This is a genomic window from Pseudodesulfovibrio tunisiensis (assembly GCF_022809775.1).
Classification (GTDB): Bacteria; Desulfobacterota; Desulfovibrionia; order Desulfovibrionales; family Desulfovibrionaceae; genus Pseudodesulfovibrio; species Pseudodesulfovibrio tunisiensis.
The window spans coordinates 2,915,753-2,940,856 of record NZ_CP094380.1; the positions used below are offsets into that span (position 1 = coordinate 2,915,753).

The 25,104-nt window shown below is 61.1% G+C and carries 23 protein-coding genes; 11 read left to right on the forward strand and 12 right to left on the reverse strand.

Features of this window, described 5'->3' with window-relative positions; translation table 11 throughout:
* Positions 1 to 3: 3 nt before the first annotated feature.
* The 8 genes from MPN23_RS13975 to MPN23_RS14010 all read right to left on the reverse strand — a co-directional run bounded on the left by MPN23_RS13975 (position 4) and on the right by MPN23_RS14010 (position 7,912).
* Positions 4 to 1,011 (reverse strand): hypothetical protein, encoded by a 1,008-nt coding sequence (locus MPN23_RS13975; protein ID WP_243544799.1) that lies wholly within the window; start codon positions 1,009 to 1,011, stop codon positions 4 to 6.
* A gap of 4 nt (positions 1,012 to 1,015) precedes the next feature.
* Positions 1,016 to 2,242, reverse strand: a complete 1,227-nt coding sequence (locus MPN23_RS13980) for a hypothetical protein (protein WP_243544800.1) — start codon at positions 2,240 to 2,242, stop codon at positions 1,016 to 1,018.
* A 2-nt stretch (positions 2,243 to 2,244) separates the two neighbouring features.
* Positions 2,245 to 2,721: a hypothetical protein gene (locus MPN23_RS13985; protein WP_243544801.1), complete on the reverse strand. Its 477-nt coding sequence runs from the start codon at positions 2,719 to 2,721 to the stop codon at positions 2,245 to 2,247.
* Between the two features lie 29 nt (positions 2,722 to 2,750).
* Positions 2,751 to 4,847 (reverse strand): phage tail protein, encoded by a 2,097-nt coding sequence (locus MPN23_RS13990; protein ID WP_243544802.1) that lies wholly within the window; start codon positions 4,845 to 4,847, stop codon positions 2,751 to 2,753.
* Positions 4,848 to 5,070: 223 nt separating this feature from the next.
* Positions 5,071 to 5,301 (reverse strand): hypothetical protein, encoded by a 231-nt coding sequence (locus MPN23_RS13995; RefSeq protein ID WP_243544803.1) that lies wholly within the window; start codon positions 5,299 to 5,301, stop codon positions 5,071 to 5,073.
* Between the two features lie 256 nt (positions 5,302 to 5,557).
* The gene (gene ald, locus MPN23_RS14000; RefSeq protein ID WP_243544804.1) at positions 5,558 to 6,670 is read right to left on the reverse strand and encodes an alanine dehydrogenase; all 1,113 of its coding nucleotides are present in this window, start codon (positions 6,668 to 6,670) and stop codon (positions 5,558 to 5,560) included.
* A 35-nt stretch (positions 6,671 to 6,705) separates the two neighbouring features.
* Positions 6,706 to 7,200, reverse strand: a complete 495-nt coding sequence (locus tag MPN23_RS14005) for an Lrp/AsnC family transcriptional regulator (protein WP_243544805.1) — start codon at positions 7,198 to 7,200, stop codon at positions 6,706 to 6,708.
* A 253-nt stretch (positions 7,201 to 7,453) separates the two neighbouring features.
* Positions 7,454 to 7,912: a MauE/DoxX family redox-associated membrane protein gene (locus MPN23_RS14010; RefSeq protein ID WP_243544806.1), complete on the reverse strand. Its 459-nt coding sequence runs from the start codon at positions 7,910 to 7,912 to the stop codon at positions 7,454 to 7,456.
* Positions 7,913 to 8,204: 292 nt separating this feature from the next.
* Between MPN23_RS14010 and MPN23_RS14015 the strand changes: the two genes are divergently transcribed.
* The 9 genes from MPN23_RS14015 (at position 8,205) to MPN23_RS14055 (ending at position 19,044) form a co-directional block, all read left to right on the forward strand.
* Positions 8,205 to 8,807, forward strand: coding sequence for a MerR family transcriptional regulator (locus MPN23_RS14015; RefSeq protein WP_243544807.1), 603 nt, complete (start codon positions 8,205 to 8,207; stop codon positions 8,805 to 8,807).
* Positions 8,808 to 8,946: 139 nt separating this feature from the next.
* Positions 8,947 to 10,836: a molecular chaperone HtpG gene (htpG, locus tag MPN23_RS14020; RefSeq protein WP_243544808.1), complete on the forward strand. Its 1,890-nt coding sequence runs from the start codon at positions 8,947 to 8,949 to the stop codon at positions 10,834 to 10,836.
* Positions 10,837 to 11,017: 181 nt separating this feature from the next.
* On the forward strand, positions 11,018 to 13,027 hold the full coding sequence (locus tag MPN23_RS14025) for a methyl-accepting chemotaxis protein (RefSeq protein ID WP_243544809.1): 2,010 nt from the start codon (positions 11,018 to 11,020) through the stop codon (positions 13,025 to 13,027).
* A 231-nt stretch (positions 13,028 to 13,258) separates the two neighbouring features.
* On the forward strand, positions 13,259 to 15,334 hold the full coding sequence (locus MPN23_RS14030) for a methyl-accepting chemotaxis protein (protein WP_243544810.1): 2,076 nt from the start codon (positions 13,259 to 13,261) through the stop codon (positions 15,332 to 15,334).
* A gap of 141 nt (positions 15,335 to 15,475) precedes the next feature.
* Entirely contained in the window at positions 15,476 to 15,862 is a 387-nt protein-coding gene (locus MPN23_RS14035; protein WP_243544811.1) for an SxtJ family membrane protein, read from the forward strand.
* 9 nt (positions 15,863 to 15,871) lie between these two features.
* A complete protein-coding gene (locus MPN23_RS14040) occupies positions 15,872 to 16,021 on the forward strand; it encodes a DUF5989 family protein (RefSeq protein WP_243544818.1) in 150 nt (49 codons plus the stop codon).
* A 10-nt stretch (positions 16,022 to 16,031) separates the two neighbouring features.
* On the forward strand, positions 16,032 to 17,390 hold the full coding sequence (locus tag MPN23_RS14045; protein ID WP_243544819.1) for a carbamoyltransferase family protein: 1,359 nt from the start codon (positions 16,032 to 16,034) through the stop codon (positions 17,388 to 17,390).
* The gene (locus tag MPN23_RS14050; RefSeq protein WP_243544828.1) at positions 17,306 to 17,887 is read left to right on the forward strand and encodes a carbamoyltransferase C-terminal domain-containing protein; all 582 of its coding nucleotides are present in this window, start codon (positions 17,306 to 17,308) and stop codon (positions 17,885 to 17,887) included. The genes MPN23_RS14045 and MPN23_RS14050 overlap by 85 nt, the downstream gene beginning before the upstream one ends.
* 8 nt (positions 17,888 to 17,895) lie before the next feature.
* On the forward strand, positions 17,896 to 19,044 hold the full coding sequence (locus tag MPN23_RS14055) for an SGNH/GDSL hydrolase family protein (RefSeq protein ID WP_243544829.1): 1,149 nt from the start codon (positions 17,896 to 17,898) through the stop codon (positions 19,042 to 19,044).
* 82 nt (positions 19,045 to 19,126) lie between these two features.
* On the opposite strand, the gene MPN23_RS14060 is transcribed toward MPN23_RS14055, so the two are convergent.
* From MPN23_RS14060 to MPN23_RS14075, 4 genes are read right to left on the reverse strand one after another with little or no spacing between them, the layout of a single operon-like run.
* Entirely contained in the window at positions 19,127 to 19,960 is an 834-nt protein-coding gene (locus MPN23_RS14060) for a hypothetical protein (protein WP_243544830.1), read from the reverse strand.
* Positions 19,957 to 20,184: a Bbp19 family protein gene (locus tag MPN23_RS14065; protein ID WP_243544831.1), complete on the reverse strand. Its 228-nt coding sequence runs from the start codon at positions 20,182 to 20,184 to the stop codon at positions 19,957 to 19,959. Before MPN23_RS14065 ends, MPN23_RS14060 begins: the two co-directional genes overlap by 4 nt.
* The gene (locus tag MPN23_RS14070) at positions 20,177 to 21,943 is read right to left on the reverse strand and encodes a portal protein (protein WP_243544832.1); all 1,767 of its coding nucleotides are present in this window, start codon (positions 21,941 to 21,943) and stop codon (positions 20,177 to 20,179) included. Before MPN23_RS14070 ends, MPN23_RS14065 begins: the two co-directional genes overlap by 8 nt.
* A gap of 1 nt (position 21,944) precedes the next feature.
* Positions 21,945 to 22,253, reverse strand: a complete 309-nt coding sequence (locus MPN23_RS14075; protein ID WP_243544833.1) for a hypothetical protein — start codon at positions 22,251 to 22,253, stop codon at positions 21,945 to 21,947.
* 603 nt (positions 22,254 to 22,856) lie between these two features.
* On the opposite strand from MPN23_RS14075, the gene MPN23_RS14080 reads away from it, so the two are divergent.
* Both MPN23_RS14080 and MPN23_RS14085 read left to right on the forward strand, forming a co-directional pair.
* Positions 22,857 to 23,810, forward strand: coding sequence for a hypothetical protein (locus MPN23_RS14080; RefSeq protein WP_243544834.1), 954 nt, complete (start codon positions 22,857 to 22,859; stop codon positions 23,808 to 23,810).
* Positions 23,789 to 25,081, forward strand: a complete 1,293-nt coding sequence (locus MPN23_RS14085; protein ID WP_243544835.1) for a hypothetical protein — start codon at positions 23,789 to 23,791, stop codon at positions 25,079 to 25,081. Before MPN23_RS14080 ends, MPN23_RS14085 begins: the two co-directional genes overlap by 22 nt.
* The last annotated feature ends 23 nt before the right edge of the window (positions 25,082 to 25,104 follow it).

Genomic DNA, 25,104 nt, shown 5'->3' on the forward strand with positions numbered 1-25,104 from the left:
TCCTCAGATGCATTGTGCGCAGATGTAACCTGCGCCGCCGTTTGCGGCAGGTGCGGCCCCGTCATATCTTCTTCCGGCCAGCCCGCCCGAGGCTTGCAGGGTTCCGTTGTTCTCGAACGCCTTGCGTGCCAGCACATGGATGGTCCCACCTCCGGAGCCGCCGCCCGGGCCGTTGGAGGAATGCCCACCATTCATGCCGTTGGCCGAGATTCTGGCGTTCGGACCGATGCGGATGCTGCCTCCGGCAACGATCCAGATGTTGCCGCCCACACCGAACTGGCCGTATGACGTCGTGCCCCAGTCGCCTCGTCCGCCCGGGGGATTGCCAGCGCCGCCGCTGCCCTGCGAACTGGTCGTTTTCGAACCGTGTCCTCCTCTGGTCCCGTTTGCGTGGTTTCCGTGCGAAACGCATTGTTCCCTCATCCGGTAGCCGGCGCCGCCACCACCGCCACCGCCGCCGAAAAGGGTTGCTGTTCCGCCGTCGCCGCCATTGCCGGTATGTCTGGCGCCACCCCCGCCGCCCCCCGGAGAATGGGGCAGGCTTTCGCCGACAATGGGTGGAGTCTGTTTGTCGTAGAGGCAGACGTGCGCACCGTTGCCGCCCGGCGCTCCGCCCAGCAGGTAATGCTCCTCGGGAAATCCGAGCATCTGCCACTGGGCAAGCACGTTTTCGAGACCGAGGCAGGGAACGGGCGTTTTTTTCGACAGCCACATTCCCTTGCCCTGACAATCCTCCGGGATGGAGGAATACCCCTTGGCGGTCATGGTGATTTCGCCGTTGATTTCGCAGTCCTTGCGAACGAGCAGAACCAGCGCCTTGGCCGGTTCGGCTGTCGTGACCTGAACGTTTTCGGCCACGGTCAGGGTCTGGAACTGCCGGACCACGAGCCCGTTTTCGTCCAGAGGGAACTGCGTGTTTTCCAGAATGGCGGCGATTCCGTCCGAACCGTCGCCGATGGGCGCGTGCTGAAACGCGGGAGCGCGCCGAATATTGGGATGAAGGTGAAACATGATGTCACTCCTGCCATGGCTCGGGCACAACACCCTTTCGATACTGGATTTCCAGACCGTATATGTGCAGCTTGCCCGGGAACGTGTCGCTGTCCGCCGATGTCGGACGCATCAGGGCCAGCGTCACGAGCTGCTGGGCGGGCATGGCCAGAGGCCGGGGCAGCAGCTTGGCGGAAGGGGTGTTTGTTCTGGGCAGGCCGACGCTGACCGCGTCCGTTCTTTCGCCCCCGATTCCCGCATGCGAATCCACCTGCAATACGGCAATTCCGTCATCGGGCAGGTTCTCATGGGAATAATGCACACGGCAGGCGATGTCCTGCCCATCCCAGTTGGCGGGCATGGCAAAGGTGGCGAATGCACACCTGTGAGCGCCGTCCTGATAGACCAGTCGGTCATGGGCCAGATTGCCGATTTCCACGGTTTCGACTTCGGGTTCGGATTCGCGCGAGCAGGAAGGGGTAAACGCGCCCGCTCCGATCCACATGGTCTCGCATTCCGGGGCACGGACATGCATGCCCAGTTCCTCGATCACCTGTGGGACGGTGCGCAGTTCATATCCTTCCGCGTCTTCCGTGACCCGAAGCCATTTTCGGGCCGACCCCGTGTCCAGCGGGGGCAGGTTCAGCCCGGCCGCGGCCTTTTCGGCCCGGATGCGATCCTGTTCCGTGGCGATGCGGTTGTCTTCCGCTGCCCGGGAGGCGGAGAGCGCGGCTGACGCATGGGTGTGCGCTTCCCGGATGTCCCGGGAGTCCGGACCGTTGCGGAAATTGTCGCCGGACTCGTTCCACGCAAGGGCGCGGCCCGGTTCCGGGTCCGGAAAACTGACCCCGGCCACGGCCGAGGACACCTTGAATGTCACGGTGCGGTCCAGTCGTTCGGACAGGGCCTGACAGATCATGGTCAGCTTGTCGAGGGCAGCTTCGTGCGTTTCCGCGGGGAAGGGATCGTTCTCGATGTAGTCCACCTCCTGCACCATGTTGGGCTCGCGGCGGAGAACCAGAATTTCCCCGGGGGCGGGCGTGCGGGTCAGGGTGCAGATTCCGCCGTTGTGGTCGCCCGCGCCGCTCAGGGCGTAGTCCGATCCCTGTTCAAGAGGGATTTCCCGGCCCGTGGCATCGCGCAGCACGACCCGGATGTCCTCGTCGCGCACGAACGTGAAGGGAACGGCAAAGCCCGTGGTGGACCCGTTGCCCCTGTAGCTGGTTCTGGAGAGAGTCGAGGATACGGTCATGGTCAGCTCCTTGGTCCGTAGAGTTTCGGCCCGGTCACGAGCAGGGAGGAGCGGGGCGTTGCCCCGGCCCGGATGCGCACGGCATCGGCCTTTGCCTGCCCTCTGGTCAGCATGGCTGCGGAATCGCGTTCCGCTTCGGCCAGCAGGTCGTCCTCGTCCTGCCTGTCGCGCAGTCCCCCGGACTGGTTCAGGAGCAGGGCCGAGCCGCTCATGCCCGTGCCGGACCCGCCCCAGTGCGCATGGGCCGCGCTTCTGCGACGTTCGCGTTCCTCGCGCAATCTGTGAGCGCGTTTTTCCGCTTCGTCCCGGGCCGCCCCGGCCTGTTCACGTGCGTCCAGTTCGTACAGTGCGGCCCGCTCCTCGGCGAGTTTGCGCCCTTCCTGATTCCCGTTGTCGCGGTTCACGGTGTTCATCACGGTCTGCACCGAGTCCAGAACGCTTCTGGCCCCGTTCAGCATGGTCACGGCATCGCCTCCCATGAGGCACCTCCTTGTGGTTTGCATTTGGTTCATTCGTTGATCACGAGTGCCGGCACGATCATCAGCACGGTCATGGGCAGGGGCTGGTCCTGAACCACGGTGAGCAGACCGTCCCGGTTCCATCCCTGCGGAAAGGCCACGGACTTGTCTCCGCTCCAGGCTCCGGGCGACATGCCCATGGGATCGGCCGAGGACCGGAAGTGCACGGGCTCCAGCCGATGCGGAGAGGGACCGGCCCGACCGCCCAATGTGTCGTGAAAACGAAGGGATACCTTGATGATGCGCTTGCGTTTGGTCTGGGCCGTGCCGCGCATGGACCCGGCTTCGAGCCGCATGGGCTGGAGCAGGGAGACATAGGGCAGACCCGCATGAATCACCCGGGCTGCACGCGTCAGGGTGACGGTCCCCTCGGCGGACACGGTCACGGGCGGATGCGTTGCTCCGTCCGCGAGCACGTGCACGATTTCCCCGGCCAGATGATTCAAGCCGGCGATTGTCGTGGTCGGGGGCCCGGAATAGGACAGGCCGGAGTCCACGAAAAAGCCGTGCGTCACGTCTCCGTGAAACACGTCTTCCAGCACTTCCACGCACCGGACCGTCCTGGTGCCCAGCTTGCGCCGGACCACGATCCAGAGTTCGTCGCGTCGTGTCTCCCGGCTGTAGATGCAGGCCGCGTAATCCACGTGTCCGCGGGTGATGATGCGCGACCATGCTGCCACTTCCTGATCCGGCATGTAGGTGAGCGCGGCCAGCGTGCCGTCGCTGCGCACGCAATAGAGCACCGAGTCCGGCTCCCGGGCATAGGCCATGCAGACCACGCCGGATTCCGTGACGTGTTCGGCCAGCACGGTCAGGTCCTTGGAAACATAGGAATCCGCCTCGAAACGGTAGGTCATCTCCCGTATCTTGCGGCCTGCGCGCTGGATGAACAGGGTGGCGTAGCCCACGGCCTCGGGTCGGGCCTGAGCTGCGCCGCTGGTGCCTTCGCGGCTGGCCTTCACGTCCCGGGGCGTGATCACGCCGCCCGTGCCGCTGCCAACGGTCCATTCCCCGCCCGCCGTGCCGATCCAGAGTTTGGACTTGGGCACCAGAAACTCGATGGCGTTGGCCTGTCTGCCGCACAGCGTGACCTCGATGGCGTCGTCGTCCAGAGGATCGTCGCCCGGTACCGCGTCCGTGCGGTCACCCACGGCAAAGCTCTCCCAGAAGTCGGTGTTCAGGGTGTCGTCCGCCAGATGGACGGATTCGATCTGGTTCTTGCCGGGCGCATCCTTGAACGTGACCACGATGTCCGCGCCTTCGGCCACCAGATTCACTTCGCCCTTGTAGCGGTAGTAGCGGGTTTCGCCATCCGGGTTCTGGCCCTTGAGCGCGTCGCGCCGTTCGAATCCCTCGCCGTTGTACAGGGTGAAGTTGTCGTTCTGTCTGCCGTCCCGGGCACCATCGTTGTTCGCATCCCGTATTTCCTTGTCGCGCCAGCCCGAAAGCGGAACTTCCCGGGTCTTGAGCCGGAAGTCGCGGATGTCGCCGGTGCGGGAGAACCAGATGGTGCCGGGCCTGTCCGGGGTGGCGGCCAGTACCAGTCGCTGCTCATGAAAGCAGACGGCCGAGGGCTGGTTCTCTCCGGTCCAGCATTCGGGTTTGCCCGTGAAGGCCATGTCCTCCAGAGACCAGTCGTTGTGGTCGTGGCGAACCAGCGTGCGCGGTGGATGATGGGGATGGACCAGAACCAGGGTGTCTGCGGACTGGGCAAACCCGAGCCTGTCGAATTCGCCGGAACAATAGGGAATGTCCCGTTCATATGGCTGGCCGTCCCGGAGCACCAGTCCCCGGTCCGTGAATACGCGCATGCGCCCCTTGCCTTCCGCATTCTCCCCGAACTCCAGAATGTAGGTCTGGTCCGCGTTGAATTCGAACGGGATGAGCAGGGACGGACGCTCCGGATTCATGGCCTCGGCCACGAATCGGAAACCGGATCGTCGTGTTGCGCCGCCGTGCGGATGGACATGGAAGTTCTCCAGCCGTCGGCAACCATTGAAGTATTTGGAAAGATCGACCCTGCCTTCCAGTCTGGGGCTGAGTTCCCCGGCCGTGAAATTGGTCAGGGCTGGCGTGGCTATGCTCATGCTGCCTCCTGCGGTTTTTCATGAGCATAGGCCCGGGTTTCGGCATGGGCCGAAATCGGGCGGGGCAGGGCGTGGAAAGGGGGGACAAAGACACTTGACGGAAGGACGAACGGTTGCCGGGCACTACCGAAGTGTCCGCGCTGGAGAACCGGCCACTACGAAACGGGCGCGGCCGGGGTTGGCTCGGAAAGGGAAGGAAGGAAAGCGGGAGGGAACGGTCGATCTAGTTGCAGGCCGACCGCGGCAGTCTGGGCCTGGAATCCTCTGGCTCCTGTGTCAGACGCACCACCTGGGTATTGAAGGATGTGGTGCCCGGACAGCAGGCAGGGCAGCCTTCGGACATGATCACGCACCGTTCGTCAAGCGTGTCCAGGTCCAGACCGGCCAGTTCGAGAATCTTCGTGGTCAGGCCGCGCTTCCACAACACGGGCTGGCCGCACTTGCTGCATTCCACGTAGAGAAGTTCCGGATCGAATTTCCTTTGCATAGGTGAAGGATAAGCATTGGGGTCACGAATGACAAGGTGTTGGCGGAAAAAAGACCGAGCCGGAAAAAAACGGTGCAAACGAACCGGGGCGGAACGGTTGTCCATTCCGCCCCGGTTTGAAATGAGACGGTTGCGCCGGGCTGTTGGAAAAGGATCGGCAGTCGAACGCTGCTTTCCGGCGTGCACCCGAGCCTTTTTCAACAGACGGGCGACGTTGGCCGGACTATTCCAGCCCCAGAGCCTGTCCCGGAGTCTGGAAGTCCATGCCGAAGGCTTCGCCCACTGCGGGATAGGTGATGCGGCCCTTGTAGGTGTTCAGGCCCAGTGCGAGGCTCGGGTCCTCCCGGAGCGCGTCCATGCCCTTGGCCGCAATGCGCATGGCATAGGGCAGGGTCTGGTTGACCAGCGCAAAGGTCGAGGTGCGGGGAACCGCGCCGGGCATGTTGGCCACGCCGTAATGCACCACGCCGTCCACCACGTAGGTGGGATTGTCGTGCGTGGTGGCCTTGATGGTCTCCACGCAGCCGCCCTGATCCACGGCCACGTCCACCACCACGGAGCCTTCCTTCATGGTGGAGATCATGTCGCGGGTCACGAGCTTGGGAGCCTTGGCCCCGGGCACGAGCACGGACCCCACGATCAGGTCGGCCCGCTGCACTGCGGCGCGGATGTTCGGTTCGGTGGAGGCCATGGTGATCAGGCGGCCCTGAAACACGTCGTCCAGATACTGGAGCCGCTTGTGGGACACGTCCATGATCATGCAGCGTGCGCCCATGCCCACGGCGATGCGCGCCGCGTTGGTGCCCACGATGCCGCCGCCGATGACCAGCACGAACGCCGGGGGAACGCCGGGAACGCCGCCCAGCAGCACGCCGCGTCCACCCTGGGTCTTTTCCAGATAGTGTGCGCCGACCTGCGTGGCCATGCGGCCCGCGACCTCGCTCATGGGCATGAGCAGGGGCAGGGAGCGGTCCGGAAGCTGCACGGTCTCGTAGGCGATGCCCGTACATCCGGACTCCAGCAGGGCGTGGGTCAGGGGCTCGGCCGCGGCCAGATGCAGATAGGTGAACAGGATCAGGTCTTCGCGCAGGTACTTGAATTCGGACGGAAGAGGTTCCTTGACCTTGATGACCATTTCCGCGCCCCATGCCTTTTCGGCGGAGACAAGCTGTGCGCCGGCTGCGGTGTATTCCTCGTCGGTCAGTCCCGAGCCGAGGCCCGCGCCGGTTTCCACGAGCACCGTGTTGCCCTGTCGGACAAGCGCTTCAACTGCGCCGGGCGTCATGGAAATTCGGTTTTCCAGTGTCTTGATTTCTTTTGGGATGCCAATGATCATAACCTGTTGCTCCTTATCGGTAAGTGTGTGATAGGTTATTTTTCAGCTCTGCCGAAGGCCGAGGCGACTGCCTCGGGAAGGTAGAGCCATTTCCGCCTGGATTTCATGACGACAAAGGATTCGCTCGACAGGATGCCGCCGATCCGGGAGATGTCCTTGTTCAGAAAGTCGTACAGGTCGCCGATGTCCTCGGAACAGACGATCTCCACCAGAATGTCGTACCTGCCCGTGACCACGGCGCACCAGTTCACCCGGTCCAGTGCCGCGATCTCGTTCAGCTTGGCGTCCAGCAGTTCGTGATTCTGCACCGTGATGCCGACCAGAGCCACGGTCAGGCCCCGGGTGTGCGTGGGATTGACCATGCCCGTTATCTTCAGCACCCCGGCCTTGATCAGGTTCCGCATGCGCGTCCTGATGGTCGGGGCCGTCACATTCAGCTCCTCGGCGATCTTTCCGGCGGAAAGATGCCCGTCCCGGGTCAGTACGCCCAGCAGCCGCTTGTCCTGTGCATCGAGCTTGGTCTTGTTCATGGCATTCTTTTGCTTTTGGATAAAACTTTCCATTGTTGTTATCAGAAAGAGAAAAAATATGTCAATAAAATTTCTTTTACCAAACTAAACGCGCGTAAAATTCGTTTTTCAACGTGATGCGTCCGGCTGGCTTTTCGGAGCTGGCCCTGACCGGAACCGTGCCCGGTTCCCGGCCGTTCATTTCCTTGAGACTGGGCAAGTGGCGGGGAGAGGAAAGGGTGTCCCGATGGCTTGTCCGTGCGCAGGGACCGGCTCAGCGCTTTGCGGGAAAGGGACGGAATCCGGCAGCGCGTCGCTGCCAGTACAGGAGCAGACAGCCCGCGAACATGAGCAGGTCGCGGTACAGGGATTCCCACAGGGCGGACTGGCCGCTGTCTTTCGGGGTTTCCGGGCCGAAGCAGCCGCAGTCCGCATCCAGTCCGATGTGGATGCCCCATCCCAGAACCGCCATGAACACGACGACCTGAAAAAGAATCAGGGCCAGGGAGCCGCGCACGTCCAGCATCAGGCCGAGCCCGGACGCGATTTCCAGCACGGGCAGGGCATGGCCGAGAAAACGGGCAGCGGACCAGGGAACCAGTCCGTAACCATCGATGGCCACGGCAAATCCCATGGGGTCGAAAATCTTGAGGATTCCTGCATAGAGAAAGGTCAGGCCAAGGGCGCAGCGAACGAGCAGGTAGAGGACTTTGGAGTGCAGAATGCGTTTCATTATGTTGAATCACCTTCCGGGATATTGACTGGTTCGTTTTCCGGACAATCCGAATTGCCGCAGTGTGGGCGATGTGCGGGGGACTGTCAATGATGATGGCACATGACTGCAACGGTTTGCATGACGTTGAACCGGGAAGACCGCAAGTGGGGGCGAAGAGCGGGCGTGATTGGAGATCGTGCGGAAACGGATGAAAGGCAAATAGGATGAGGCGTATTTTTATCTTGAAGGGCGTTGCGGTTTTTTGTACTCCAATGAAGAACAACAAATACCGCAAACAGGGGAGAAGGTCATGAGCGGCAAAAAGGTGCTTTCGGTAGCCGAGATTGCCCGGGAACTGGATTTGCCGGAATCCACGGTGCATTACTGGAAAAATCGATTCGCCCAGCATCTGCCCAGCGTGGGGCGGGGCCGTCAGAAGCGGTTTCGGCCCGAGGCCGTGGAAATCTTTGCGGCCATTTCCCGGATGCTCAAGGAAGGATACACCGCACGGGACGTGATGGACGCGCTCGGCCGGGAATATCCGCTTCAGGCCGATGCGGTTCCGGCTGCACAGGCGCAGACCTCGCCCGTTGCCGCCGCAGGCATGGAACCCGCCATGAACATGGCCGCAGCCATCGGTCTGGAGATCGCCAGAGCCGTGGGCGAAGGCATCCGGTCCGCCATTGCTCCGGCCGATGGGGAAAATGTCGATGTCGCGGACATGCGTCAGGGATTGGAGCAGGCTGCCGGGCGCATCGCGGATCAGGTGCGCGAGGTGGAGACGCTCAAGGTCGAAAACGCGGAACTGCGGGAAAAAATGCAGATCATGGAAGCGGAAATGGTCCGGCTGCGCAAGGATCGCCGCGATATGGAAAAGTACCTCCTTGACAAGATCAAATCCGTAACTAGCTAGAAGTCTGATCGGAACCGGTCGGGATTGCTTCCTTTCCTCCCCGACTTCGGGTTCCGCCATTCCCTGAATCACGCATCCGCCGGAACAGCTTTCTGTTCCGGGGGTGCAGATATTTCGATCTTTCGGAGGTTTTGCGAGCATGAGCAAAAAGACCACGCATAAATTCAAGGCCGAAGTGAGCCAGCTTCTGGAGATTCTGGTTCACTCCCTGTACACGAACAAGGAAATCTTTCTGCGCGAGCTGGTCTCCAATGCTTCGGACGCATTGGAGAAGTACCGGTTCCACACCAACAGCGCGGACAACGGCGACGATTCGATCCCTCTGGAGATTCGCATCAGCGTCGATCCCGAAGCCAAAACCCTGACCATCACGGACACGGGCGTGGGCATGACCCGCGACGAACTCATGAACAACATCGGCACCATTGCCCATTCCGGCACCGCCGAACTGACCCGCCTGGCCCAGGAAGGCCAGGAGTCCCTGGATTCCCTGATCGGCCGTTTCGGCGTGGGCTTCTATTCCGTCTACATGGTGGCGGACGAGGTGGAACTGACCACCCGCTCCTGGCAGGAAGACGCGGTGCCCATGGTCTGGACCTCGGACGGCAGGACCAACTACAAGCTGGAGCAGGCTCCGGAGGATACGCCGCGCGGCACCAGCATCAAGGTCATGCTCAAGGAGGACCTCGCTTCCCAGTTCACCAACGAGGCACACCTCAAATCCGTGATCAAGCGTCATTCCAACTTCATCAATTTCCCGATTCATGTCGGCGACGAGCGCGTGAACACGGTTTCCGCCCTGTGGCGCGAGCCCAAGTTCCAGATCAAGGCCGAGCAGTACGCCGAATTCTACAAGTTCCTGACCTTTGACACCGAGGACCCGCTGGAGACCATGCACATCTCGGTGGACGCGCCCGTGCAGTTCAATGCGCTCATGTTCATCCCGTCCCGGTCCACGGAGAATTTCCTGATGAACCGGGACAACTGGGGGTTGGATCTCTACGTCCGCCGCGTGCTCATCGAGAGGCAGAACAAGCATCTGGTTCCCGAGTATCTCAGTTTCGTGAAGGGCGTTGTGGATACCGAGGACCTGCCCCTGAACATTTCCCGCGAGACGTTGCAGGACAATGTGCTCATGCGCAAGATCAGCTCCACGCTGGTCAAGCAGATTCTGTCCCACCTTCAGAAGATGGCTGGTGACGATGCGGAGCGCTACGCCGAATTCTGGCGCGAACACGGCAACGTGTTCAAGGCCGGATACGTGGATTTTCTGAACAAGGACAAGTTCGCGGAGCTGGTCCGGTTCAATTCCTCCACGCACGAGGATGACAAGGGCCTCTGCTCGCTGGCCGACTATGTTGGCCGCGTTCGCGAGGGGCAGAAGGAAATCTATTACGCCTATGGCCCGAGCCGTCAGGCTCTGGCCCTGAATCCGCATCTGGAAATGTTCCGCAGGAAGGGCGTGGAAGTCCTCTACCTGTACGAACCCATCGACGAGTTCGTCATGGACGCCCTTGGCGACTACAGGGAACTGCGCCTTGTTGCTGCCGAACATGCGGACCCGGCCAATCTCGAAGCCTTTGAAACCCTTGAGCCGGAAAAGGAAAAGCCCGAGGCCCTGTCCGAGGACCAGCGTTCCTCTCTGGATCGCATGCTGGCCCGGATCAGGGAACTGCTCGGCGAGAGCGTGACCGAGGTCAAGGTGTCGGGCCGTCTGTCCGACAGCCCGGTGTGCCTGTCCAATCCGGATGGTCACGTGACCAGCTCCATGGACAAGATCATGCGCACCGTGCACAAGGATGCCTCCATTCCGCAGAAGGTGCTGGAGATCAACCCGGATCACGCACTGATCCGGAACATGCTGCGCATTTTCGAGCGCGACGAGAATGATGCCTTTGTGGAGCAGGCCGCACGCCAGCTCTTCGAATCAGCCCTGCTGCTGGAAGGGTACCTGTCCGATCCCCATGCCCTTGTGGGCCGCGTTCAGGATCTGCTTACCAAATCCAGCGGCTGGTACGCGGACAAGTAGTCCGTTTCCATCGCATCCTGCCCATGACAGATCAGAGGCCCCGCCCGGCGGGGCCTTTTCTTGTGCCCAAACCCGACCGGAATCCGTAGGGAAAAATGGGGTTTTGTTTTTTGTTGTACTCTGATAACTAATCGAAATCTTTATTAAACGGTTACGTGTGCAGTATATCGAGAGGGCGAAGATGAAAGTGTATGCGAACATGAGTCTGAGGAACAAGATACTGATCCCCATCTGCGGTGTCGTACTTCTGGTCATGGGAATAACCATATCCATTCTGGTGTCCCGGTTCAGCAATCTGGCCACGGACCGAGCGTTGCAAATGGGACAGGAAATGGCTGTCCGCTACGGCCAGACCGTGAAGGGCGAACTGGACGGGGCCATGACCATTTCCCGGACTCTGGGAACGACTTTGGAAGGAATGCTGCGCGAATCCGAGACCCCGGACCGAGCCCTGGCGAACGGCATCATCAAGGCTGCGCTGGACGGCAATCCGCAACTTTCCGATGTGCTGGCCGCGTTCGAACCGAACATGTTCGATGGACGGGACAGCGAATTCATGGGAGCTCCCGGCAGTCAGGCATCGGGGCGCTATGCTCCGCTTTGGGTGCGCGGTGAGAGCAGCATCCTGCCCTGTTCCAATCTTGCGGCCGACTGGTACCGGATGCCGATGCAACTGGGCAGGGAGTTCGTGTCCGATCCCGTGGAATACGACATCAAGGGCAAGAAGATGATGCTGGCCACGGCCAGTGTTCCCGTGCGTTCCCGTTCGGGCGTGGTGGGAACCGTCGGCGTGGACATGGATCTGGAGGCCCTTGCCGGACTGACCCGTTCCATTCGTCCCTATGAAATCGGGTACGGCATTCTCATTTCCACCTCGGGCAAGGTTGTTGCCCATCCCGTGGCGGATTTCGTGAACCGGAACGTGCGCGACGTGATGCCGCCGCAGATTGCGTCCGGAATCATGACCGCTCTGCAGGGGGGCAGGGAATTCACTGCGGAATTGACCCGGAACGGGAATGAATTCTTCGTGGTGTACGCGCCGTTCTCCATTGGCAAGACCGGGGCAAACTGGTGTCTTGGCGTGGCCATTCCCAAGGCCGCGATTCTCAAGGCCGTGAAGGCCGCGACCTGGCTTTCCGTGGTCATGAGCGTGGGTGCAGTCCTGCTTCTTGCCGCGCTGGTCTTTTTTCTGGCACGGTCGATCGTCAAGCCCATCACTGCCAGCGTGGGATTCACGAGCGAGGTGGCCGCAGGGAACCTGTCCGCGTCGCTGGACATCGACCAGAAGGACGAAGTCGGCCAGCTTGCCTCGCACCTGAACGGCATGGGCGGTCGATTGCGCGAGGTTGTCGGCGAGGTGCGTCAGTCCGTGGAACAGGTCGCTGCAGGCAGTCAGGAGCTGTCCGCCACGGCGGAAACCCTGTCCGAGGGCGCGAATGTGCAGGCCGCCAATGTCGAGGAGGTCTCCTCCAGCGTGGAGGAGATGGCTTCCAACATCAGCCAGAATGCCATGCATGCCGTGGAAACCGAGAAGATCGCGCGCCGCTCCGCTGACAATGCGGAAAAGGGCGGTCAGGCCGTGACCCAGACCGTGCAGGCCATGCGCGAGATCGCGGACAAGATATCCATCATCGAGGAAATCGCGCGGCAGACCAACCTGCTCGCTTTGAATGCGGCCATCGAGGCGGCCCGGGCCGGAGAGCACGGCAAGGGCTTTGCCGTGGTTGCCGCCGAGGTGCGCAAGCTGGCCGAACGCAGCGGTCAGGCTGCGGCCGAGATCAGCGACCTGTCCGCATCCAGCGTCAAGGTGGCCGAGTCCGCAGGCGACATGCTCAACACCATGGTGCCGGACATCCAGCGCACCGCGGAACTCATTCAGGAAATATCCGCAGCCACCTCCGAGCAGAATTCCGGAGCCGATCAGATCAACACGGCCATTGCCCAGCTTGATCAGGTCATTCAGCAGATCGCGTCCGCAGCAGAGGAAATGTCGGCCACGTCCGAGGAACTGGCAGGGCAGGCTTCGCACTTGCAGAGTTCCATTTCCTTCTTCCATCTGGAGGACAGGCCGAGGATGCGTCGCAGCCATGCGCTTCCCGCAAGGAAGGCCGCTCTTGAACCGGTCGTCCGCCCGACGCGGGATATCGGCGTGTCTCTGGACATGAGCGACGACGAGTTCGAAAAGTTCTGATCAGCGGGATTTCCACAAAAAATAACCTGATTATACTGTCGCGACACAAGGCCCCGGATTTCCGGGGCCTTTTTTTGACTGCAAAAAAACAGCATGAGTTTTTCTTGAAATTGTGCATTGTTGGAAATGGTTCCCAGTTTATAATGCCATTCCGGTTTTGGGTAGGACGTGCGAAATTGGGTGTCGTGTTTTGCGGGATTGGGCGAAATCTTTCCAAATCGGAGGAACAGGATGAGACTGTACAAGGATATGAGCCTGAGAAACAAGATCATGATACCGGTGTGCCTCGTGGTGCTTCTGGTCATGGGCGTGACCCTGCTGGTGCTGGTTTCCCGGTTCGGTGACGTGGCTGAGGACGGGGCCGTGCGCATGGGGCGGCAGATGGCCATGCGCTACGGGCAGGCCATCCGCGTGCAGATCGGCGGGGCCATGGATATTTCCCGTACTCTGGCTCAGACCTTGGGCGGCCAGAAGAAACATGCGGAAGAGCCGGATCGGCTGCTGGCCAACGACATGATCAAGGCCGTGATGGAGGGCAATTCGAATTTCAGCGACGTGTGGGCCGCTTTCGAGCCCAACGCCTGGGACGGCCGCGACGCGGAAATGGTCAATACGCCGGGCAGCGACGCCACGGGCCGCTATGCCCCGCTCTGGGTGGCCGGAGACAAGGAAATCATCACCTGTTCGAACATGGACGGCCCGTCCCCGGGCAGCGACTGGTACCAGATTCCTGTCAGGCAGGGGAAGGAGTTCCTGTCCGACCCGGTGGTGTACGACATCGGCGGACGCAAGATGACTCTGGTCACGGCCAGTGTGCCGGTGCGCGGCAAGTCCGGCATTGTCGGTGCGGCCGGTCTGGATTTGAACATGGATCAGGTTGCGGACCTGACCCGTGCCATCCGTCCCTATGAAACCGGGTACGGTTTTCTGATCTCCCATACCGGCATGATCGTGGCGCACCCCGTGGCCGAACTCGTGAACAGGAACATCCGGGATGTGCTGCCCTCGTCCATGGCTGCCGAGGTCACGGACGGCATGCGCAGCAACAAGGTTTTCAGCGGGGATTTCGCCAAGAACGGCACGACCTATATCATGGTCTACGCGCCGTTCCCCATCGGCAAGACCGGCAACAACTGGTGTCTGGGCGTTGCCCTGCCCAAGGACAAGGTGCTGGCCGCTGCCACCGAGGCCACATATCTGTCCATGATCATGAGCGTCGGCTCCATCCTGCTTCTCGTGCTCATTGTCTACTTTCTGGCCCGGTCCATTGTGCAGCCCATCCGTTCCGGCGTGGGCTTCACTCGCGAGATCGCGAACGGCAACCTCGCTGCTTCTCTGGATATCGACCAGAAGGACGAGGTGGGCCAGCTTGCCGCAGATCTGAAGAACATGGGCGGCAAGCTGCGCACCGTGGTTTCGGATGTGCGCCAGTCCGTGGAACAGGTGGCCTCGGGCAGTCAGGAACTGTCCGCCACGTCCGAAACCCTGTCCCAGGGCGCGACGGAGCAGGCCGCCAATGTCGAGGAAGTCTCTTCCAGCGTGGAGGAGATGGCCGCCAACATCAGCCAGAATGCGGACAACGCCGTTGAAACCGAAAGGATCGCACGGCGTTCGGCCGAGGATGCGGAAAAGGGCGGTCAGGCCGTTGCCCAGACCGTGCAGGCCATGCGCCAGATTGCGGACAAGATATCCATTGTCGAGGAAATCGCGCGGCAGACCAACCTGCTCGCTCTGAACGCGGCCATCGAGGCTGCCCGGGCCGGTGAGCACGGCAAGGGCTTTGCCGTGGTTGCCGCCGAGGTGCGCAAGCTGGCCGAACGCAGCGGCCACGCCGCGGCCGAGATCAGCGAACTGTCCGCATCCAGCGTGGATGTGGCGGAATCCGCTGGCGAGATGCTCGGCAAGATGGTGCCGGACATTCAGCGCACCGCCGAGCTGATTCAGGAAATCACCGCGGCCACCAGCGAACAGAGCGCCGGAGCCGAGCAGATCAACAAGGCCATTGCCCAGCTTGACGAGGTCATCCAGCAGATCGCTTCCGCAGCCGAGGAAATGTCGGCCACGGCCGAGGAACTGGCTGGTCAGGCCACGCATCTTCAGGATTCCATCTCCTTCTTCCATCTCGGGAATCAGGGCGGGCACGATTACGGCAGGACCAATGTCCGGGTCACGAAAAAGCCCAAGGCCATTGCCGGCGGCAGACCTGCTCCGGGCAAGCCGCTGCCCAAGTCCTCCCCCAAGCCCTCGGGCGGGGCAGGCGTCTCTCTGGACATGGCCGACAGCGACGACGATTTCGAACGCTTCTAGTTGAACGTGAAACCAGCAGGGGCCGGGCGGTGAATCCGTCCGGCCCCTTTTTTTTATCCTTCCAGTTTTCATATGAAATTGACTTGCAAGGGCCCTTGTGGCACGACTTGCTTCCGTGACTTCAATTATCAGGAAGGTGTTATGAACGATGTGAAACAGGATTCGCGTCGCCGTGAAGCCGTGGACACCGGGATGGCCTGTACTCTCATCTGTCTTCTGGTCGGTTTCGCAACGCACGGGCAGATGTGGTTTGTTGCCGCTACGGTTCTTCTTGTCGTGGCCATGACCGCTCCCATGCTGTTCCGGCCTGCGGCAAAACTCTGGTTTGCCTTTTCCCGCATTCTCGGCTCGGTAATGTCCAAGGTCGTGCTTTCCGTCATTTTTTTCGGGCTGGTCACGCCTCTGGCTCTGTTGCGTCGCGTGCTGGGACACGATCCCATGCAACTCCGCGGCTGGAAAAAGGCCGGTTCCGCGTTCGTGACCCGCGATCATGCGTATACCGCCAAGGAAATAGAACAACCCTTCTAGGAGTTTTTCGTGGATTTTCTGAAAGACCTTTGGGGCTTCCTGCGTGAACGCAAGAAGTTCTGGCTGCTGCCGATCATCCTTGTTCTGCTGTTTTTCGGCGCGCTCATCGTGCTGACGAGCGGTTCGGCCATCGCTCCCTTCATCTACACCGTGTTCTAGGAGACGGGGTTTGTCTGACGCCATTCTCGGAATTTCCGCATATTATCACGATTCCGCAGCCGTTCTGCTGCGTGACGGCAAGGTCGTGGCCGCGGCTCAGGAAGAGCGCTTCACGCGCAAAAAGCATGACAGCGCCTTTCCGGCTCGTGCCGCCCGTTTCGTGCTCAGGGAAGCCGGGCTTGAACTGGGCGACCTGAAGGCGGTCGCGTTCTACGACAAGCCGTACCTCAAGTTCGAACGGCTGCTCGAGACCTACAACGGGTTTGCGCCCAAGGGACTGACCAGCTTTCTTTCGGCCATGCCGGTCTGGATCAAGGAAAAGCTGTTCATGCGGAAAATGCTCGGCGACGAGCTGGCCAAACTCGGTTCGGGCAAGCCGAAGCTGCTGTTTCCGGAGCATCATCTTTCCCATGCTGCAAGCGCGTTCTATCCGTCTCCGTTCGAGGAGGCAGCCATCCTGACCGTGGATGGTGTGGGCGAATGGGCCACCACCACCATCTGCAAGGGGAGCGGCAAGGACATCACCGTGCTTCGGGAGCTGCACTTTCCCCATTCCCTCGGCCTGCTCTATTCCGCGTTCACCGCGTTCTGCGGGTTCAAGGTCAATTCCGGGGAATACAAGCTCATGGGCCTTGCTCCGTACGGTTCCGAGAGCAACGGTAAGGTGGAGCAGTGGAAAAAGGCCATTTACGACGAATTGATCGACGTGCGCGAAGACGGGTCCATGCTGCTCAACATGGACTACTTCAATTATGCCACGGGCCTGACCATGTGCTGCAACGACAGGTGGGAGTCCCTGTTCGGCATTCCGGCCCGAAAGCCGGAGAGCGACATTGACCAGCCCTACATGGATCTGGCTCTGGCCATTCAGCAGGTCACCGAGGAGATCGTTTTCAAGCTGGCCGAGGCAGCCCGGGATCTGACCGGATGCCGCAATCTGGTCATGGCCGGGGGCGTGGCCCTGAACTGCGTTGCCAACGGCAAACTGATCCGGCGCAAGGTCTTCGACGACGTGTGGATTCAGCCTGCTGCCGGCGATGCCGGGGGGCGCTGGGTGCTGCCTGCGCTGCGCATCACATCTGGATGGGACAGCCGCGCACCGTGGAACCGCATGACGCCATGCAGGGCGCGTATCTCGGTCCCGAGTTCGGTCCGGTTTCCATTCAGCGCGCCGTGCGGCGGTTCAATGCCGTGTCCACCCGGTTCGACGATTTTGACGAACTCTGCGCCCGGGTCGCGGACCATCTGGCGGACGGCAAGGCCGTGGGCTGGTTTCAGGGGCGCATGGAATACGGTCCTCGCGCCTTGGGCAACCGGAGCATTCTCGGCGATCCCCGCCACCCGGAGATGCAGAAGAAGCTCAACCTGAAGATCAAGTACCGCGAAGGGTTCCGTCCGTTCGCTCCTTCGGTCCTTGAGGAGGAGATTCCCGACTATTTCGATCTGGACAGGCCGTCCCCCTACATGCTGGTGGTCGCGCCCGTAGCGGAGAAGCGGCAGAATCCGCTGCCCGAAAACTATGATTCCATGTCCATGTACGACAGGCTGTACGTCCTGCGTTCGGACATTCCGGCCATCACGCATGTGGACTATTCCGCACGCATTCAGAGCGTCTCGTCCCGCACCAATCCCCGCTACTGGTCGCTGATCGACGCGTTTCGCCGCAATCACGGCTGCGGACTCGTGGTGAACACCAGTTTCAACGTGCGCGGCGAACCCATCGTGTGCACGCCCGAGGACGCCTACACCTGCTTCATGCGTACGGAAATGGACTGTCTGGTGCTTGGCGATTTCCTGTTTCTCAAGGAAGAGCAGCCGGACTGGGATGAAACCGCAAACTGGCGCGACGAATTCGAGCTGGACTAGGAAGTCAAATGAGAAAACTGTTCGGCGTGCTGAAACAGGCGCTCGTGTTCATTCTGATACTGGCATTTCTGCTGGAACTGGGATCGTGGCTCTACATCAAGTATGTCAACCCGAACATCCCGCTGCCGACGTACAGTTTCGTCAATGCGGGCAGCAAGTTCTGGGTGATTCTGGATGAGCATTTCGGTGTCTGGCATGAGCCGGACTCCCATTACCTGCACAACAAGTCGTGTTTCGTGGTCGAGTATGATGCCAACGAGCACGGCATGCGCGATAGAAGCCGGACCCTGAAGAGTGGTGCTCCCAGAGTTGCCTTGCTTGGGGATTCCTTCATCGAAGGCTGGGGCAACGAGTTGCCGGATCGCCTTTCCGACAGGCTGGAGGTCGCTCTTGGCAGGGAAGTGCTCAATTTCGGCACTTCCGGCGGATTCGGCACGATTCAGGAATGGCAGCAGTACGAGCATTTTGTTGCCCGGTTCGACCATGATGTCGTCATGCTCGGCATTCTTCCCCACAACGATTTCACGGACAACAGCTACGAATACGCGCAGCGCATCAATTCCGATGCCTATCGTCCCTATCTGGTGGGCACGTACCCGGATTATGATCTGGTTTACGGTGCGGAGAGTCTGCCTGATCGCAAACGCCGGACTCCGTGGTTGAAGAGTTTCGATTTCACCTTGCGGGAATGGAGCAGCTTCTACCGCGTGATGCGGTATCTCGGTTCGTTCCGGGTGCGGAACTTCACGCTTGTTCCGCGCTGGGAAGCCGAGTTCAACGAGTCGCCCAAGGCGGACAGGTCAAGATATTATGATTTTACTCCAAGGGAATGGGGATTGATGCGCTATTCGCTGGAGCGGATTGTCGAGGACGCGGGCGACCGCCCCGTGATCGTGTTCACCATTCCCGTGCACCCCGATTTCCTGCGGTACGACGGGACCGAACCGCCTCTTTCCGAAAACATCAGGTTGCTGGCGGAGTCCAAGGGCTTCGTGTATGTCGACCTGCTCAAGGAAATGGCTGATCGCGGCATTGATGCCTACGACATATTCTTTGTCTGCGACAATCACTGGTCGCCGTTCGGCAATGAAGTTGCGGCGGGCATTTTGGAACCCTATGTGCGCAAGGCCGTTGAAACGCGTTCTTCCGTCAAGTAGCGGTTGCAACCATATTGGATGAAAAAAGCGTCCGGGCACAGGCCCGGGCGCTTTTTTTTTCATGATTTGATCACCCGCCTCTCTACACCCGTGTGCCGGGTACGTAGTCGCCGGGGTAGAGCTGTTTGAAGCCGTTGCGGATTTTTTGCACGTAGGCTGAATCGCGTTTCAGGGGATCGCTGTAGCGCGGGTCCCGCATCATTTCCACCAGCTTTTCCCGGGTCAGGTCCGGGCCCTGATCCATGCCTTCGCCGCGCAGGCCGTTTTCCAGCAGCAGGGGAGCCATGCGCGCAAAGGCGGAAATGACTGCGGCCCGATCACCTGCACCTGTTGCGTCCAGTGCGTCGAGCAGTTCGTCGCCGCCAAGGGCGCGCACGCATTGCAGGGCGCGCGTGAGCACGTCCCGGGTCGCGCCCCGATGCACGCTGCGCAGCGCATCCAGTTCCCGGCCGCGCGCGGTTTCGGTTGCCTGCCGCTTTGATTCCATGGCCCGGACAGCCACGGGCAGAAACCACGTGTACAGCCCGGCCACCTGATCCGCAGTCAGGCCCAGCTCATGAGCGTGCGCCCGGAATTCGTTCAGGAAGTCCGCATCCATCTTGAAATCCTCGGGCAGGTCCATGTCGGGCATGGCGTAGCCGTCCGGGGAATCCGGCCGTCCCAATGCCGCGTAGATTTCGGCCATGCGCTCCGGTGCGTGGTCTTCGGGCAGGGGAAGATATCCTTCGGGCCTGCGTCCGAGCATGCGCTGGGCATGGACCAAGGCCTTCACGGCCTCGTCCTTGGTTGCATATTTGGCCAGCGCCGGATGTTCGCGCAGCGGAATCTCGATTTCGCCCTTTTCCGGGTCGGTCACGGTCACGGTCCATTCCTCGGGAAGCGTGGTGCGCCAGTCCTGTCCGTTCCGGGTTTTCATTGGTCGTTCTCCTTGATGTTGATGAAGTTGGATTCGTCGGTCATGTGTCGGATGTGCAGAACCATGGATCGCCTGCCTTCGCCAAATTCGATGCGTCCGGGCTCCGGGGAGTAGGTGGAGCGCAGAAAGTATCCCCGCTCTTCCAGATCATGCAGCACGGCCCGTCCGTCCGGGGTTGCGAATGTGCGCTGGTATGCCCGGTGCAGTTCCAGAGGATCACGCATGGTCGTCCTCCTGTCCGCCTTCGGTCCGAGGTTGCGGAAATGCGATCGGTTCCGGGATTCCCGGCACAGGATCGGTTTCCGTGTCCGGTTGTCCCGGGACAACGGCTCCGAGCAGTCCCTTTGCCAGTCCTACCAGTTCGGTCAGGGCATTGGGTTCGGCCATGCTTGCTTCGGACAGGGTGCGGGCGATTTCCGCAATGCGTGCTGTTGCCTCGGTCGCGGATGCGCCTTTTGCCTGAATCGTCTTGTCCTGTCGGTTCTGGGCCACGTCCGGCTCGGGCTTGAGATAGTCGGCGGGCGTGCCGAAGAGTTCGGCGGCATGCCGGGCCACCCGGTCCGTGTCGAAGTTGTCCATGATGCCGAACGGGTCGCCCGAGCCCACGAGCGGGGCCAGATATTCCATGGTCTGGGCCAGCCCCCGGGCCTCGTACTGCTTTTGCGCCATGGCCACCGGCGAGGTGTAGCGCACCTCCAGATCGTCCGGGGCCAGTCCGTCCGGAAAGGGCGGGAACCAGCCGCTGCGGAGCATGATGCGGAACACCCTGCGGATGAGCGGGCTGAGGAATTCGGTCTGGAGCCTGCCCAGAACCGGACCGAGCACGCGCATCTTTTCGGACTGCCGGATCACGGCTTCGGTGGCGGACACGGCAGGCCCGTCCGCCTTGAGCTGATCGGCAAGGAAGATGCGCAGGATGGATTCCCTGCGTTGGGCCATCATGTCTTCGGCCGCGCGCAGGTCCACGCTCACGGGCAGCGGTTCGATGCGGTCCTGCGATCCGGCCCGGTAATAGGACAGGCCGCCCGGCCCCGAACGGACCGGACCGAGAAAACCGTCATCCGGCACCATCAGGGGCGGGTCGCTCATCTTTTCCGCTGCCATGAGCGCGGTTCTGCTCATGGCGTTGAGCACGCGGATGTCCGAGAGCGCGGTCATGCCCGGTCCACGTCCGTAGGCCTCGCCTGCTGCCTTGGCCCAGCGCGGCACCATGTACGGCATTTCCAGAAACCCGGATTCCTCGATCACGTGCAGGGTTTCGGTCTCCACATAGATCGAGGCCCACGGGAAGTTGCGCACCCCGATGCCGAGAGGATCGCGATCTGCACGGGGGCAGACCGCGTGCAGGATTTCCACGGTCTCCTCGGGTTTGTCCGCAGCCTTTTCACGCACCTCCCCGGAGCACGCCCCGCCCCATTCCTGCACCGCCTGCCTGAGCGTGACCTTGTAGCGGCGGAACACGGTATCCACCACGCCGCGCGCGGATTCGGATACTGCCACCTCGCCAAGCGGGCGCGTGGAGAACCGGACCACGGCCTGCGCGTCCGCCTCCACGAACATGACCGAGGTGCCGAGCAGGGCCACGTCCAGATAGAGTTCGTGCACGTTGCTCTGGAAGCCCGTGGCCTCGTTGTTGAAGAGCGCGATCATGCGTTCCCGGGCCTGTTGCAGAAACTCGCGCACCTCGGCCGCGTCGCCTCTGGCCTTGTCCCGGACGCGGATGTCGAACCAGGGCAGGGCCGGATTGGTCAGCAGACCGCCCAGCGCCGAGGCCAGCAGCTCAAGGGCGTGCGTGGGCGTGGAATCGAACACGCATTCCGCGTCATTGCCTGCCGGGGATCGGCCCGGATTGCCCGTGAAGCTGTTCTTTCGTGGCAGAACGTACTCCGCCAGTTCTCGCCAGACAGGTTGCCACGGCTCCCGGGTCCGGGAAAGTCCCTGAAAACGGGAGACAAGGGTTTCGGCCTGTTCTCGTCTGTCCATGTCATTCCCCCAGTCTGTTCTTCAGGCCCGGCTGCCTGACTTTGGCGGGTTCGCCCAGTCCCTGCGCGCCCGTGGCCAGCAGGGAGTCGCGTCGCCTTGCCTTTTCCTTTCTGTGGCGTTCCGCCTCCCTGCCTTCGCGTACCTTGTCCCGTTTGCGTCGGCGTTCGTCCGCTTCCTTGCGCTCCAGTGCGGCTTCGCGCTCGGCCCGTTCCCGGGCTGCCGCGTCCGCCTGCGACGAGCCGCGCCCGCCGCTGTTCATGGACGCGACCGTCCCCACCAGTGTTGCAATGGCTGCCACTTCTCCACCCATGAAATCCTCCTTGGGTTGCCGGTTTTCCCGTATTCTATTCCCGGATTCTCCGCAGGACGGAAAACGGGCCGGGCAGGAGGGGAAACGGGCAGAAAAAGACGCTTGACAGAAGCTGATCGCTGATATTCATCGGTGAATGAATACACTTGTTTGCTCCTGCAGGCCCTTGAGGAGCCGGAACCGTATCAGCAGTTCTTCGACTCCTTTTCGAAATCCATGTTTCTGGCCGCCCACAACGTGGACTGATCAGGCTGCCGAGAAAGGCCAGATCGCTTCGTTGCTGCAAAAAAAGGCAAACCCTCGCGTATGGGAAATACGCGTTGGGCTTGCCTTTTTTTTGTGCCTTGCCGCTCTTCATTTTGGCCCAGCCAGCCGTTTTCTTTGGCGGGCAGTCCGGTAGCCATTGAAAGAAGATGAGCGTCCTTCCGGTTTCGGGAGGACGCTTTTTTGCCTGATGGGTATTTTTCGCAAATCATTCGGTTGCCGAATGATAGATGTCTGGAACCGTTATACTTCTTGACCGCGGGAAAACCGGGCATATAGTATGTATATGCCACAATGCCTGTACTGGGCAGAGCGGCTTGGAAACAGGGGAGACAGTGCATGTCAATGCAGGGCGTTACCGATTTCATCGTGGCCGGCCCAGCAGGTCAGGTGACGGCTGGTCCAGCCGGGTCGTTCACGGCCGGGCCTCCGGGGCAGGTCTCCATTGGCGCGGCCGCGCATGTTCCCATTGATACTTCCCCGGCCCATGTCCCCATTGACGCGACTCCCGCAACCATTCCCTATGCCGCACCCAGCGGTACATCCTCTTCCAGCGCGTTTGCCGGAGTCGGTGGCGGCGGTGGCGGTGGCTTCACTCAGGGCGGAGGCGGTGGCGGCTCCGCAGCTGGCGGGACCAGCGCCGCGCACATCGGTGGCGGTGGGGGCGGGGATGCGCCCCGCGACAACACGGGCGCAGGCTCGGTGCAGGGCGGCGGTGGCGGCAGTTCCGGCCAGACCGGGAGCAGCGGTTCCGTGGGACAGTCCACGGGTGGCGGCATGGCCATTCAGGGCGGCGGCAATGTGCAGCTCTCGCCCAATGTGGGCGGCAACGCGATTCAGGCCACGGGCGCGGTTCCCGTCTCTCCGGGAGGCGGCGGACCTGCGGAATCGCGCGGCGGACGCGTTCCGGATTCCGTGGGCGAGGTGCGTATTGCGCCCAAGCTCGGGGTGCAGCCCATTTCTCCGGCCGGCTCCGTGCCCATGACGCCCAAGCTCGGATTCTTCCTGCCTACGCTCACCGGATTCGTGCCGTCCACGCCCGGCGGGTTCGTGTTTCCCCACAACATGACCAACTGGCACGGCTCGTGGTTCGGCCACAACCAGAACTGGCCGAGCGACGTGTTCCATCATTCCACCGTGTCCATGGGCTTTCAGCCGACCAGGGTGCCGCCGTTCTGGATTCCCACGGCGGACGGGTACGAGGAGCCGTTGCCCGTGAAGGCCGGGGGTGGTGTGGATCAGGACTCGGGCCGGGCGCTGCGCCGCTGGACATGCGCACCAGCTACGAGATGAACATCGATCAGGGACAGGAAATCACGCAGGAGAGGAAGAACGATTACAGCGAATCCGTGGACAACGTGTTCGACATGGCCATGGAGTCGGTGATCAATCGTTCCGAAAACTATTCCAGCGAGCAGAATCTGACCGAGAATCAGGTTGTCAATCAGGATTTGAGCACGGACAGGCATGTCGAGCAGGTCACGAATCAGAGCACCGAGAACCGGACCGAGAACGTGACGCAGGAAAATCGGCAGGTGGACAATGCCCAGTACAATGATCATGAAATCGTGATCAACGAGAATCGGCAGGTCGACAACCGCAACGAGAACGTGGAGGTCCGCAATCAGGACAACCGCGAAACCGAGGTGCGGGAAAACAATACCGTGCGCAACGAGCCGGACAATTCCGTGACCAGTTTCGTGGACCGGACCGACCTGCATGTGGTCAACGACAATGCCCGCACATCCGTGGAAGACCATTCGCAGACTCAGGAGTTCCATTCCTCGAACGTGTTTCGGCAGGAGGACAACTCCACCCGGGTGCAGGAGGAGAATACGCGGAACGTGTTTGCCGAGGACCGCGAATCCAATGTGCATTTCAATGAAACCCGGGTGAACGAGTCCGACAACTCGAGCACCGTGGAACAGAACACCGCGTTTTCCTTTTCGCAGCAGGACAATTCCCGAACCTCCTACGTGAATGACGCGGACACGAATCTGGTGGAAAACAGGGACACCGCCTACCACTTCAACGACACCCATGTTTCCGAGATCGACCAGTCCAGCCACGTGGAGCAGGAAGCGAATTATGCGTATCCGCAGGTGGACAACTCGCGTACCACGTATGTGGACGACAATGACACGAATCTGGTGGAGAACAGCGAAACGGACTATCATTTCAACGACACGCGCGTGTACGAGACGGATCAGTCCCGGAACGTGGATCAGGACCTGAACTACACCTTCGTGACACAGGACAATTCCCGGACCACGCATGTCAACGACAATGATTCCCATCTGGTGGAAAATCGCATCACCGAGCTCGATTTCGGGGAAACCCGCGTGCTGGAGGCGGACAATTCCCACACCGTGAATCAGGATCTGGATTACAACTACATCGACCAGAACAATTCCGTGACCAACTTCGTGGACGGGTCCGAATACACGGTCATGAACATCGACAGTCCCACCTATTTCTTCGACAACTCCAACACCACGGTCATCGACATGGCCCTTCAGGCCCCGGAACGCCCGGGCGGCGGCATCATGGTCGGCAACGCGTGACAAGGCCATTCAGAGGCAAGCAG